Raw genomic sequence first — 13463 nt, forward strand, 5'->3', positions numbered from 1 at the left:
CTGTAGTCTAAAGAACGTCGGCAGCGCCACTGCCCTTTCCAGGAGCCGTTCCATGATTCGCGTAGCTATCGCTGTGTTGGCTTCCCTTGTCGCCACGTCTGCGCTGGCGGCCGTCAAGCCATGCGAGGAGCTGAAAGCCGAGATCGAGGCCAAGATCCAGGCCCAAGGGGTTTCGTCCTACACGCTGGAGATCGTGCCCAACAGCGAGGTCAAGGACCAGAACATGGTCGTCGGGACCTGCGATGGCGGGACGAAGAAGATCATCTATCAAAAGAACGATCGATAAGCATCAGGGCCCGGGGCTGCGAAGCAGCCCCACACTCACGGGATGCAGAACACGTCGCTAGGCTCGTTCACCACCACCTTGCGGTTGGCGTCATACAGCAGCACCTGCGGCTCCATCACCGGCGCCCGCGCTTCCAGGCGATAGCGCTCGCCGGCCTTGAAGTTGTCAAAGCGGACGGTCAGGTAGCAGGTTCGGTCCCTGGGTTGTGACATGAGGCCGCCCGAGTAGATTTCATAATCGAAGCGCACCACCAGTTCATGCTTGCCCGGTGTCACCTGAAAGTAACGGCCATCGTCCAGGCGCTTGCCATCGAGGCGGTCGGCCATGATCACCCGACCGGGGGTCATGGTGTACAGATCGACCCAAGCCTGCTTGGGGTCGACGGGCGGCAAGGGGCTGGCGCAAGCCCCCAGTGTACTGAGGGCGATCAGCATCATGGGCTGGCGCATGGCAAAACTCCCACTTGCGATTTACAAGTAACAAGCATAGCGCCGTTTGTGCAGTTCAGGTGCGCTGACAACCCGCCGGCAGCCCTTGACCCAGCAGTTTTTGCTGGTGGTCGTAGAGTTTTATCCAAGGGCGGAAGCCAATGCTGCCAGCCTGCAGCTGATAACGCTGCCCGGCGCTGAAGTCCTTGAAGGTCAGCTTGACCTGGCAATCGCGCCACAGTGGCTGATCGACGGGGCCGATATTGCTGGGGTTAACCGGAAACTGATAGCGCACGGTCAGTTCGTGGCTGCCGGGTTGAACCTCGAAATAGCGGCTGTCAGCCCAGTCACGCTCATCGACCTGCACGGCGTCTAGCGAAGTATTGTCGTAGCGGGTGAGGTCGATCCAGGCCTGGTTCGGGTCTGGGTCTGGCAATGTTGAACAGGCAGAGATCAACAACACTGAGCCGGCGACCAATAATGCACGCATGGCGAAACTCCCCCTTGGCGAGATAGTCTTGGAGCGAAATGGTCTTGAGCGAGTCAGACAGTCCCGGATGCTTCGACTTTTTCTTATGCAGCGCTCAGGCCTTGGGGCACTCGACCGCATTTTCACCCGTTTGGTTCCGCTGCTTGCGGCGTTCCTGCTGAACGGTTGCAGCAATGTCTCCTACTATGGGCAGCTGGCCCAGGGCCAGTGGCAGTTGCTGCGGGCGCGGCAGCCTGTAGAGCAGGTATTGGCCGACCCTGCTACCCCTGCACCCTTGCGCGCGCACCTGCAACAGGCCGAACAGGCGCGGGTGTTTGCCAGCCAGCAATTGAAACTGCCAGACAACCGCAGCTACCGGGTATATGCCGACCTTGGCCGCCCCTACGTGGTGTGGAATGTTTTTGCCACGCCCGAGTTGTCGTTGCAACCGGTAACGCACTGCTTTCCGATTGCCGGGTGCGTGGCGTACCGCGGCTACTACCAGCAAGGCGCGGCGCGAGGTGCGGCGGCGTTGATGCGTCAGGATGGCCTGGATGTGTACGTGGGCGGCGTGGAAGCATATTCGACCCTGGGTTGGTTCGATGACCCGATTTTGTCGTCGATGGTGGGCTGGGGCGATGAGCGCCTGGCTACGTTGATCTTTCATGAACTGGCCCACCAGCGCTTCTATGTGCAGGACGATACCGAGTTCAATGAATCGTTTGCCTCGTTCGTCGAGCAGGAAGGCACGCGGCAATGGCGGGCGGCGCGTGGGCTGGCGGCGGTTGACGCAGGGCAGAGGCAGCAGCAGCGTGACCAGTTCATCCGCCTGGTGCTGGCCTGTCGTGAGCGGTTGCAGGCCATTTATGCCGGGCCTTTGGATGATGCGCACAAGCGCCGGGCCAAGCAGGCCGAGTTTGAGCGTTTGAGGCGTGAATACCGGCAGGTGCGTGATGGCCAGTGGGGTGGTGACAAGCGCTATGACGCGTGGATGTATGGGCCGATGAATAATGCCAAGTTGTTGCCGTTCGGGCTCTATGACCAGTGGGTGCCGGCGTTTGCGGCGCTGTTTCGTGAGGTGGGTGGGGATTGGGTTCGGTTTTACGCGCGGGTCGAGCATTTGGGGCGGTTGCCGATTGAAGAAAGGAAAGCGGCGTTGCAGCGTCTGATGGTTAGCCTTTGAGATTTTGGGGCCGCTTTGCGGCCCATCGCGACACAAGGCCCCCACAAAGGCCCTGCGTACGCCGATCGAGGTGGGAGGGCCGGCTGCAAAGCAGCCCTGCTGGTGCTCAAGCCTTGATAAAAGCCTGATGCAAATCGGCTACCGTGGCGAAGTGGAAAGCGGGTTCTTCTGCCATCAGCTCTTCCCGGCTCCCAAACCCGTATCCCACCGCGACGGCTTGCAGCCCGTTTCTGCGCGCGCCGATCAGGTCATGCTTGCGGTCCCCGATCATCAGGGTTTGCGCCGGGTCCAGCCCTTCTTCATCCAGCAAATGGCGAATCAGTTCGACCTTGTTGGTGCGCGTGCCGTCCAGTTCACTGCCGTAGATCACCTTGAAGTGATGATCGAAAGCAAAGTGCCGGGCGATTTCGCGGGCGAACTCCCACGGTTTGGAGGTGGCAATGTACAGCGTGCGGCCCTGCCCGGTCAGGGCCTCAAGCAACTCCGGCACACCTTCGAACACGAGGTTCTCGTATAGACCGGTCACGCGGAAACGCTCCCGGTAGAAGTTCACCGCATCCCAGGCCTTGGCTTCGTCGAAGCGGTAGAACTGCATGAAAGCCTGCAGCAGGGGTGGGCCGATGAAGTGTTCGAGGCGGGCCAGGTCTGGTTCGTCGATGCCCAGCTTGGCCAGGGCGTACTGGATCGAGCGGGTGATGCCCAGGCGTGGGTCGGTCAGGGTGCCGTCGAGGTCGAAGAGGATGTTTTGCTGGTGCATGTACAGGGTTCCACTTGAGTGCTGCGTGGCCTTCTTCGCGGGCATGCCCGCTCCCACAGGTACAGCGCAGGCCTTGATGGCTCCACTGAACCTGTGGAAGCGGGCGTGCCCGTGAATGCGGTCATTCAGGTTGATCGTAGCCTTCGGCCAGGTGCTGGTCCTTGAGCTTCACGTAGTTGCCGGCGCTGTAGGAGAAAAATGCGCGCTCCTTGTCGTTCAGCAGCCGGGCCTGTTTCACCGGGCTGCCCATGTACAGGTAGCCACTGACCAGGCGTTTGCCCGGCGGCACCAGGCTGCCAGCGCCAATGATTACTTCGTCCTCGACGATGGCACCATCCATGATGGTGCTGCCCATACCCACCAGGATACGGTTGCCCAGGGTGCAGCCATGCAGCATCACCTTGTGCCCGATGGTCACTTCGTCGCCGATGATCAGCGGGAAACCGTCCGGGTTGAAAGGCCCGGCGTGGGTAATGTGCAGCACGCTGCCGTCCTGCACGCTGGTGCGCGCGCCAATGCGGATGCGGTGCATGTCGCCGCGCACCACGGTCAACGGCCAGACCGAACTGTCTTCACCGATCTCCACGTCGCCCAGCACCACCGCCGAACGGTCGACGAAGGCCCTGGGCCCAACTTTCGGAGTGTGTTGCTGGAAGCTGCGAATGGCCATGATAGCGTCTCTCATCTGTGCCGATAGGCAGGCTGCCTGCTGCGGTCGGCGTCGATTGTAATTAAGATGGGGCAGTGTTTCTTCTGCCAAGGTATCCAAACCGTGACTGCGAACAACCCGCTTCTGCAATCCCACGATCTGCCGCCCTTCTCGCAAATTCGTGCCGAACACGTGTTGCCGGCGATCGAAGCGATCCTGGCCGACAACCGTAAAGCCATTGCCGAGATCCTTGAAAAGCAGGGCAAGAACCCTACATGGGCCGGCCTGGTGCTGGCCATGGACGAACTGAACGACCGCCTGGGCGCCGCCTGGAGCCCGGTCAGCCACCTTAATGCGGTGTGCAACAGTGCCGAGTTGCGTGAGGCCTACGAGTCGTGCCTGCCGGCGTTGAGCGCCTACTCTACCGAACTGGGCCAGAACCGCGCGCTGTTCGAAGCCTACCAGGCGCTGATCGACAGCCCTGAGGCTGCCGGCTTCGACGTGGCGCAAAAGACTATCCTCGAGCACGCCTTGCGTGACTTCCGCCTGTCGGGTATCGACCTGCCGGCGGACAAGCAGCAGCGTTACGCCGAAGTGCAGAGCAAGCTCAGCGAGCTGGGCAGCCGTTTCTCCAATCAGCTGCTTGACGCCACCCAGGCCTGGACCAAGCATGTTACCGACGAAGCTGCGCTGGCCGGCCTGACCGAATCGGCCAAGGCGCAGATGGCCGCTGCAGCCCAGGCCAAGGGCCTGGACGGCTGGCTGATCACCCTCGAGTTCCCCAGCTACTACGCGGTGATGACCTACGCCAGCGACCGCGCCCTGCGCGAAGAGCTCTACGCCGCCTACTGCACCCGCGCCTCCGACCAGGGCCCGAATGCCGGCCAGTTCGACAATGGCCCGGTGATGCGCGAAATCCTCGACCTGCGCCAGGAGCTGGCCGAACTGCTGGGCTACAAGAACTACGCCGAGCTGAGCCTGGCCACCAAGATGGCCGAGTCCAGCGACCAGGTGCTGAGCTTCCTGCGTGACTTGGCCAAGCGTTCCAAGCCGTTCGCCGCCCAGGACCTGCAACAGCTCAAGGCCTACGCTGCCGAACAAGGCTGCCCCGAGCTGGCCAGCTGGGACGCCGGCTACTTTGGCGAGAAGCTGCGCGAGCAGCGCTACAGCGTGTCGCAGGAAGCCCTGCGCGCCTACTTCCCGATCGACAAGGTGCTGGGCGGCCTGTTCAGCATCGTGCAGCGCCTGTACGGCATCGAAATCGCCGAGCTCAAAGGCTTCGACAGCTGGCACCCGGACGTACGCCTGTTCGAGATCAAGGAAAACGGTCAGCACGTTGGCCGTTTCTTCTTCGACCTGTACGCCCGCGCCAACAAGCGTGGCGGCGCCTGGATGGACGGCGCCCGTGACCGTCGCCGCACCGCTGGCGGCCAGCTGCAAAGCCCGGTGGCCAACCTGGTGTGCAACTTCACCCCGGCCGCGCCCGGCAAGCCCGCGCTGCTGACCCACGATGAAGTCACCACCCTGTTCCACGAATTCGGTCACGGCCTGCACCACATGCTGACCCGCATCGAGCATGCCGGCGTGTCCGGCATCAACGGCGTGGCCTGGGATGCGGTCGAGCTGCCAAGCCAGTTCATGGAAAACTGGTGCTGGGAGCCGGAAGGCCTGGCACTGATTTCGGGTCACTACGAAACTGGCGCCGCCCTGCCCCAGGACCTGCTGGACAAGATGCTGGCCGCGAAAAACTTCCAGTCGGGCATGATGATGGTGCGCCAGCTGGAGTTCTCGCTGTTCGATTTCGAGCTGCACGCCAGCCATGGCGACGGCCGCAGCGTATTGCAGGTGCTCGAAGGTGTGCGTGACGAGGTGTCAGTCATGCGCCCGCCGGCTTACAACCGTTTCCCCAACAGCTTTGCGCACATTTTCGCGGGCGGTTACGCGGCGGGCTACTACAGCTACAAGTGGGCCGAAGTGCTGTCGGCTGACGCCTTCTCGCGCTTCGAGGAAGAAGGCGTGCTGAACGCCGAGACCGGCCGCGCCTTCCGCGAGGCGATCCTGGCCCGTGGGGGTTCGCGCGAGCCGATGGAGCTGTTCGTCGACTTCCGTGGCCGTGAGCCTTCCATCGATGCATTGCTGCGCCACAGTGGTCTCACCGAGGACGCTGCAGCATGAGTGAGGTAGCTGTGAACAAGACCAAGAAGCGCTTCATTGCCGGTGCCGTGTGCCCGGCGTGCAGCGAGCCCGACAAGCTGATGATGTGGAACGAAGACGGCGTACCGCACCGCGAGTGTGTGGCCTGCGGCTTTACCGACACCCTCAACGAGCAGGGCTTGTCGGTGCCGAAGGAACTGGGCACGCGGGTCAACCACCTGGCGCCGAAAGCCGCGCCGGCCAAGGTGCAGACCGTGCAGTTCTTCCCAAATCCGAAGCTGAAAAAGCCGGCTGAGTAATACGGTCATGCCGCCCGGGTGCAATGCCCGGGCTGGCATGGACAGGTGTTAGATAGTCAGGCCACCTGGCGCACGCTGGCCATGCAAGCTCTCTTGCTCATTTCTATCAGCAAGGTGATGCCCCATGGCCAACCCTCTTCTGCAAGATAGCCATATCCCCGTCGATTACTCTTCCATCACCCTCGAAAACATGCAGGCGGCATTCGCTCACGTGCTGCAGACACACGAGAACGGTGTCCAACGCATCATCCGTGATCAACGAACCATGCCCACCTGGGATGACATGGTGCTGGCGGTGGATGGGCTGGATAGCCGGCTGCTGGCAGTGTTGTATGCCGCCTCACCACTGGTCGGCCGGGATACGGCGTGGGCCAACGCCATCATTGATTTCTACGGGAAAGTGACGGCGCGCTTCGAGCAAAAATTCGCCAACACGGCTTTGCATGACCTGTATGCACGCTTGGCCGGCAGTGACATCGGCAAGCAACTGGATGTCGGGAAGCGTGCCACTTTGCGTTGGCACCTGGGCAAGTTCGCCGCTAGCGGGGCGTTACTCGACACCGCAGGCAAAGCGCATCTGGCAGACCTTCAAGCGCAGATTGGCACTGCACGCGAGGCGTTCCGCAGCAACATCGACCGGCCTGGGTTGAATATCACCGATGAAGCGGAGCTGAGCGGCATCCCACAGCGGGTACGTGACGAATTGGCTGCAAGTGCACAGCAAGCAGGTAAGCAGGGGTGGTTGATTGCGTGTGACAAGGTGACTACGCGTGAGGTGCTCAAACATGCTGACAACCGCCAGCTCCGTGAGCGCGTGTACCGGGCTTTTCACGCCCGTGGCGTCAGCCATGATCGGCAACAGGACAACCGCACGTATCTGCAGCAACTGGCGCAATTACTTGAGGAGAAGGCCCTCCTGCTCGGTTATTCCGGCCATCTGGAGCAGAGCCTGCAGGTGAAGAGTGCGGGTTCGGTAGCCCAGGTGTGCGGCTTTCTCCACGATCTGGCCGATCATGTGCGACCTGCCATGTTGCGGTGGCGTTCGCAGGTGGAGTGTTGGGCTGCCGAGCAGGGCCTGGGCAAACCCCAACCCTGGGATTTCGAGTACCTGCGGTGTGCTTCGCGCAGCGAGTTTCCTGCCGAAGCGCTGCGCGATTACTTCCCGCTGAATACTGTTGTCAGTGCGTTGCAGCAATTGGCGCAGACGTTGTTTGGTGCAGTGCTGCAGCCCAAAGCGCTGCCTGTCTGGGATGACAGCGTGCAGCCGTTCGAGGTGTGGCAGGACAGCGCTTTCATTGGCTTTCTGTATCTGGATGCCGTGCAACACGCAGGCAAGCAGCCAGACGCGGTGTTCACCACCTATGCAAGGAATCGCCGGGTCGATGCAGAGGGTATCTACCAGGCCGCCTCGGTGGTGGTGTTCAGTGATGTGCCGCAAGCGCTGTCAGGTTCACAGCCGTTGCTCGATCATTTGTCACTGCGCAAGCTGTTCCATGAATTCGGCCATGCCCTGCACCACCTGCTGGTACGCACGACGAACCACGTCATGTCCAATGTGACCGAGCTGGGCACCGATGGTGTGGAGTTGTTCGGCAAGTTGTTCGAACGTTGGGTCTGGGACGCGGACTACCTGGTGGCGATCTCGGCGCGCACCCACGACGGCCACCAACTATCCCGCAAGCAAGCTGATGAGTGCCTGCGGCAGCTACGGCAGCAGAGCGTGGAGGAGATCGCGGGTGATCTATGCCTGGCGCTGTTCGACATGGACCTGCATGGCACTCCAAACGATGGCAGGACCATTGAACAGCGACTGGGTGATGCCCGCGAGCGTTGCGGTTACTGGCCACTCGCTGATTTCGAACATCCGGCGCATGCCTTCGACCACCTTGTGAACGGCTACGATGCGGGTTACTACGCCTACCTGTGGTCGGATGTGCATGCCTTCGATGTGTTCACCCGCTTCAAAGCCGAGGGCCTGTTGAACGGAGCCACGGGTCGGGCACTGCAGGAAGCACTGTTCGCCCCAGGGGCATCGCGCCCATTGCGTGAAGGCATCGAGGCGTTTCTTGGGCGGCAATCGAGCCAGGCAGCGTATCTCGGCTGGCATGGCCTGAAGTAGTCAGACCAGAGGTGCTGGAAAGATCCCGGCATGCACGATACTGTATATGAATACAGTATTCAGGTGAGCCATGATTCCTCCAGCACCGCAAAAGGGCCGTGGCACGGCGCACAACCCACACAACCGCTTTGCCCCTGGTCGTTCGGTGGCGGAAGATGATGGCTGGTACCAGGAAGTGCCGCAAACCCAGGGTACCGAGGTGCGGATCGAGACAGCCAAGTCGGTGATCAGCCGCAACACTTCACCCGACCTCCCTTTCGATCGTTCCATCAACCCTTACCGTGGCTGCGAGCATGGCTGCATCTACTGCTATGCCCGCCCCTCACACGCCTACTGGGACCTTTCTCCCGGCCTGGATTTCGAGACCAAACTGATTGCCAAGACCAACGCCGCCGAGGTGCTGGCACAGCAATTGAGCAAACCGGGCTACGTGTGCGCGCCGATCAATCTGGGCTCCAACACCGACCCGTACCAGCCGATCGAGCGGGAACAGTTGCTGACCCGGCGCTTGCTCGAAGTGTTACTGCGTTTTCGTCACCCGGTGACCATTGTCACCAAGGGTTCACTGGTGCTGCGCGACCTCGACCTGCTGGCCGAGATGGCCCGCCAGCGCCTGGCACGGGTGATGATCAGCCTGACCACGCTGGACGACGGCCTCAAACGGGTGCTCGAACCCCGAGCGGCCTCACCCGGTGCGAGGTTGAGGGCCATCCGGGTATTGCGTGAAGCGGGCGTACCGGTGGGTGTTTTGTGTTCGCCGATGATTCCGATGATCAACGACAGTGAGCTGGAACGCCTGCTGGAGGCGGCGAAGGAGGCCGGTGCGCAAAGTGCGGCGTACATGATGCTGCGCCTGCCGCTGGAGGTGGCGCCGTTGTTTGAGCAGTGGTTGCAGGATCATTACCCGCAGCGGGCAGCGCATGTGTTGAGCCTGATCCGCCAGAGCCGTGGTGGCGAGCTGTATGACAGTCGGTTCGGTGTGCGTATGCGTGGTGAAGGGGTGTTTGCCGAGTTGCTGGCGCAGCGCTTTGCCAAGGCAATGAAACGGCTGGACTTCGAAGGGCGCGATGCGCAGGCGCTGGATTGCTCGGCGTTCTGCCCGCCGGGTGGGCAGATGGCGCTGTTCTGACATGAACCCACCCCCCCACAGGGGGCTGCGCATTGCTCACAACACAACTAATAACAACCAATAATTGCGCTAATACATATTGGCAGCTGATGTTTTTTTGCTATTATCCAGTTCCCGCCTTTTTCATCTAGAACGCCCGTTCTAGAGCCTTCGAATTAAGTTTCAGTTAAGTTTTCCCCGCTAGCGTAGGTAATAAGTCCACACCGACTGTGATCTATGGCCCGTGCGTGTCATCTAAAACCCTGCATAGCCTGAATCTTTCACCGGTAAAATGGATTTACCTACACACCGTCAAGAGGATGAATCATGCCCGTCAAGGACCCATCCAAGGTCGTACCGCAGGTCCCCGCGGAAAGCGCCGATGCTGCCCTTAAGCACATCGTCGACGGCTTCCTGCGCTTTCACCATGATGTTTTCCCTGATCAGCAAGAGCTGTTCAAGAAGCTCGCCACCGCGCAAACACCACGCGCGATGTTCATCACCTGTGCCGATTCGCGCATCGTTCCCGAGCTGATCACCCAGAGCTCGCCAGGCGACCTGTTCGTGACCCGTAACGTGGGTAACGTGGTACCGCCTTATGGCCAGATGAACGGGGGCGTTTCCAGCGCCATCGAGTACGCCGTAATGGCGCTTAAAGTGCACCACATCATCATCTGTGGCCACTCCGACTGTGGCGCCATGCGTGCGGTACTCAACCCGCAGTCGCTGACCAAGATGCCTACCGTTGGCGCCTGGTTGCGCCACGCTGAGGTTGCCCGCACCGTGGTCGAGAACAACTGCTCCTGCGGCAGCGAACACGAGACGATGCAAGTGCTGACCAAAGAGAACGTCATCGCCCAGCTGCATCATTTGCGCACCCATCCTTCGGTGGCCTCGCGCCTGGCAGCCGGTGAGCTGTTCATTCATGGTTGGGTGTACGACATCGAGACCAGCAAGATCGAAGCCTACGACGCCGCCAGCGACAGCTTCCTGCCCTTGGCCGCGGGTGAACCCGTTCCCTGCGCCACTCCGAGAGGCCGCTACTAAGCGACCCGTCCGCCGCTAGAACCTTGATAGCCGGCTGCACCCTGCAGGGGTGTGGCGCGGCCTTCGGCTGCCTTGAATTCCCTGACTGCCCTGCCGGCGTGCTCGCTGGCGGCCCGCGCCTGCGCGCTTGTCAGGGGCAAACGTGCCCACGGCCAGGGGAATGGCCGTGCGACTAGAGAAAGGAGAAACACGGTGAACATTACACAGTTGAAAGCGGCCCTGCCGCGTGAGTTGCTGGCGTCGGTGGTGGTCTTCCTGGTGGCCTTGCCGTTATGCATGGGCATTGCGATCGCTTCTGGCATGCCGCCGGCAAAAGGCCTGATTACTGGGATTATCGGCGGCATTGTCGTCGGTTTCCTTGCTGGATCGCCGCTACAGGTCAGCGGCCCTGCTGCCGGTCTGGCGGTACTGGTGTTCGAGCTGGTACGCCAGCACGGCATGGCCATGCTCGGGCCAATCCTGTTGCTGGCCGGCCTGTTGCAGTTGCTTGCCGGTCGCTTGCGCCTGGGCTGCTGGTTCCGCGTGACCGCGCCGGCGGTGGTTTACGGCATGCTCGCCGGGATTGGCGTGTTGATCGTGCTTTCGCAGGTGCATGTGATGTTCGACACCGCACCGCAACCGTCGGGCCTGCAGAACCTGCTGGAGTTCCCGGCAACTTTGTCGGCTGCCCTGCCACAGGAGAGCACCGGCGCCGGCTGGATGGCCGGTGCGCTGGGCCTGGGGACCATCGCCATCATGTGGGGCTGGGAGCGCTTGCGGCCGCAGCGGCTGCGTTTCGTGCCGGGTGCATTACTCGGCGTGGCCAGCATGACCGCTATCAGCATGTGGCTGGCCTTGCCGGTGAACCGCGTGCAGGTACCGGCCGACCTGTCCGAGGCCATCGACTGGCTTCGTCCGGAGGACCTGTTGCAGCTGGCAGACCCTACCCTGCTGGTCGCCGCCTTTGCCTTGGCGTTCATTGCCAGCGCCGAAACCTTGCTGTCGGCCGCAGCAGTGGACCGCATGCACAGCGGCCAGCGTTCGGACTTCGACCGCGAACTGTCGGCCCAGGGCATCGGCAACATGCTGTGCGGGGTGCTGGGTGCCCTGCCGATGACCGGGGTAATCGTGCGCAGCTCGGCCAACGTCCAGGCGGGGGCGCAAACCCGGGCGTCGGCAATCTTCCATGGCTTGTGGTTGCTGGCCTTCGTGGTGGCGCTGAGCAGCGTGCTGCAGCAGATCCCGGTAGCGAGCTTGGCGGGGGTGTTGGTGTTTACCGGGGTCAAACTGGTCGACTTCAAGGCGTTCCGCGGGCTGGGCCGTTATGGGCGCATGCCGATGTTTACCTACGCGGCGACTGCGCTGGCGATTATCTTTACCGACCTGCTGACCGGTGTGCTGCTGGGCTTTGCCTTGACCTTGCTGAAGCTGGCGTTCAAGGCGGCGCGGCTGAAGATCAACCTGGTGAGCCTGGCCAAGGATGGGCACATGGAACTGCGCCTCAGTGGTGCGGCGACCTTCCTGAAGGTGCCGGCGCTGACCCAGGTGCTGGATACCGTACCGGCGGGCACCACGCTGCATGTGCCGCTGGGGAACCTGAGCTATATCGACCACTCGTGCCTTGAGTTGCTGGAGGACTGGAGCCGCAGTAATTCTGCCAATGGGTCACGATTGCTGATAGAGCAGCGGCGCCTGAAGCGTCGGATCGAGGGGCGGTTGCGGACGACGGCGGGGGTTGGGGCGTAGGAGCGGGTTTACCCGCGAATACGGTAGCGGCGGCAACGGTGAGCGGCGGGTGGAGATTGGCCAGCAGGGCCGGCCTTTTCGCGGGTGAACCCGCTCCTACGACGGCCTGTGGCGAACCATCGATGCATGTGTAGGAGCGGGTTTACCCGCGAATACGGTAGCGGCGGCAACGGTGAACGGCGGGTTGAGATTGGCCAGCAGGGCCGGCCCTTTCGCGGGTGAACCCGCTCCTACCACGGCCTGCGCCGAACCACCGATGCACCTAGGCCGTGACAGGTATATCAGGCCGGCTGACCCAGCTCGACACCCAGTTGGCGCGACAGGCACGGCCAGCGCTTCCACGCCGCGCCAGTTGCCGGGCTGCTCAGCTTCTCTCGATAAGCCTCCACCGATTCAACCGCAAAGCTCTCGTCATTGAGCATTTCGTCGACCGAATGGTGCACCACCTCATCCAGCTGGTTGGCAAAGCTTTCGCCAATCAACTGGTGGGCAATCAGGTTGGCGACCGTGGTGTCGACCGGGATCAACGGCTGCTGGAAGTGGCGGATGTACAAGTCATTCACCTCTTCCACCAGGCGGTGCGCCAGGTACGCTTCATCCAGAAGGCAGTCCAGGCCTACATGCCCTTGCATCACGCTGGGCGGCTGCAGGAAGTAGGCTTCGGCAATTTTCAGTACAGGTTTGATCTGCGATTCGATCCCGGCTTCGCGGGCGACCTCGTGGGCGGCCTCCAGCAATTCCGGAACCTGATCGATGTAGGCGCTGACGAAGCGCGCCAAAGTACCCTGGGCGTCCTGCTCAGGCAGTTGGATCGAGGGGTGCAGGTGGGGCAGTTGCAGCTCGAGACGCTCTTTCAATTGGCCGGTCTGGCCTTCATGTTGATGGGCTTGGCTTACCTGCTCGCGTACAGCAGCGATGTTCATGACAACTCCAGGGACATTACGTTTCAAACGGAAGACACTAAATTAGCTCGGTATACAGAATACCTAAGACGTATTTGTTATAAGCCTCGCAAACGTGTGCGCTATCAGGCATATCGACGTGCCATTATTACGCCATGCCCTGTCAAGCACGCGGTTTTCCGGCCATTCGGCCATTTCATGAAGTTCATTTCACAGGCTTCATTGCGTGCCATTGGTCGCTGTCTATACTCCCGTTGAACGTGATTCGTTGATGAGGCCCGACTGCTTTTAGCAGGGGCTCGGTCGTCGAAGCCATGCAGTCTTGACCGCCGTTCCC

The 13463-nt window shown here is 61.5% G+C and carries 13 protein-coding genes; 8 read left to right on the forward strand and 5 right to left on the reverse strand.

The features are described from left to right. The first annotated feature begins 52 nt into the window (after positions 1–52). On the forward strand, positions 53–286 hold the full coding sequence (locus AC3RCM_RS00530) for a DUF1161 domain-containing protein (RefSeq protein ID WP_020191563.1): 234 nt from the start codon (positions 53–55) through the stop codon (positions 284–286). A 35-nt stretch (positions 287–321) separates the two neighbouring features. On the opposite strand, the gene AC3RCM_RS00535 is transcribed toward AC3RCM_RS00530, so the two are convergent. Together AC3RCM_RS00535 and AC3RCM_RS00540 are read right to left on the reverse strand one after the other, a co-directional pair. Next, positions 322–735: a PA0061/PA0062 family lipoprotein gene (locus AC3RCM_RS00535; RefSeq protein ID WP_064492526.1), complete on the reverse strand. Its 414-nt coding sequence runs from the start codon at positions 733–735 to the stop codon at positions 322–324. A gap of 55 nt (positions 736–790) precedes the next feature. Continuing rightward, positions 791–1204 (reverse strand): PA0061/PA0062 family lipoprotein, encoded by a 414-nt coding sequence (locus AC3RCM_RS00540; RefSeq protein WP_129931868.1) that lies wholly within the window; start codon positions 1202–1204, stop codon positions 791–793. 85 nt (positions 1205–1289) lie between these two features. Between AC3RCM_RS00540 and AC3RCM_RS00545 the strand changes: the two genes are divergently transcribed. Next, positions 1290–2366, forward strand: a complete 1077-nt coding sequence (locus AC3RCM_RS00545) for an aminopeptidase (RefSeq protein WP_064492525.1) — start codon at positions 1290–1292, stop codon at positions 2364–2366. 106 nt (positions 2367–2472) lie between these two features. Here AC3RCM_RS00545 and AC3RCM_RS00550 read toward each other — a convergent pair whose 3' ends face one another. Further along, positions 2473–3123, reverse strand: coding sequence for an HAD family hydrolase (locus AC3RCM_RS00550; protein ID WP_064492524.1), 651 nt, complete (start codon positions 3121–3123; stop codon positions 2473–2475). 121 nt (positions 3124–3244) lie between these two features. Beyond that, a complete protein-coding gene (locus AC3RCM_RS00555; protein WP_004575263.1) occupies positions 3245–3793 on the reverse strand; it encodes a gamma carbonic anhydrase family protein in 549 nt (182 codons plus the stop codon). A 66-nt stretch (positions 3794–3859) separates the two neighbouring features. On the opposite strand from AC3RCM_RS00555, the gene prlC reads away from it, so the two are divergent. From prlC to AC3RCM_RS00585, 6 genes are all read left to right on the forward strand, one after another. Next, positions 3860–5947, forward strand: coding sequence for an oligopeptidase A (gene prlC / locus AC3RCM_RS00560; RefSeq protein ID WP_020191559.1), 2088 nt, complete (start codon positions 3860–3862; stop codon positions 5945–5947). Further along, entirely contained in the window at positions 5944–6225 is a 282-nt protein-coding gene (locus tag AC3RCM_RS00565; protein ID WP_010951500.1) for a YheV family putative zinc ribbon protein, read from the forward strand. The genes prlC and AC3RCM_RS00565 overlap by 4 nt, the downstream gene beginning before the upstream one ends. A 124-nt stretch (positions 6226–6349) precedes the next feature. Further along, positions 6350–8344, forward strand: a complete 1995-nt coding sequence (locus tag AC3RCM_RS00570; protein ID WP_492629298.1) for a M3 family metallopeptidase — start codon at positions 6350–6352, stop codon at positions 8342–8344. A 70-nt stretch (positions 8345–8414) separates the two neighbouring features. Then, entirely contained in the window at positions 8415–9473 is a 1059-nt protein-coding gene (locus tag AC3RCM_RS00575) for a PA0069 family radical SAM protein (RefSeq protein ID WP_409319856.1), read from the forward strand. A gap of 306 nt (positions 9474–9779) precedes the next feature. Continuing rightward, on the forward strand, positions 9780–10499 hold the full coding sequence (locus AC3RCM_RS00580; protein ID WP_003253046.1) for a carbonic anhydrase: 720 nt from the start codon (positions 9780–9782) through the stop codon (positions 10497–10499). A 192-nt stretch (positions 10500–10691) separates the two neighbouring features. Beyond that, positions 10692–12224: a SulP family inorganic anion transporter gene (locus tag AC3RCM_RS00585; protein ID WP_020191557.1), complete on the forward strand. Its 1533-nt coding sequence runs from the start codon at positions 10692–10694 to the stop codon at positions 12222–12224. Between the two features lie 281 nt (positions 12225–12505). Here AC3RCM_RS00585 and AC3RCM_RS00590 read toward each other — a convergent pair whose 3' ends face one another. Then, positions 12506–13147, reverse strand: coding sequence for a hypothetical protein (locus tag AC3RCM_RS00590; RefSeq protein WP_064490959.1), 642 nt, complete (start codon positions 13145–13147; stop codon positions 12506–12508). Positions 13148–13463 lie beyond the last annotated feature (316 nt).

This window comes from Pseudomonas sp. GW823-FHT05G12 (assembly GCF_058795575.1).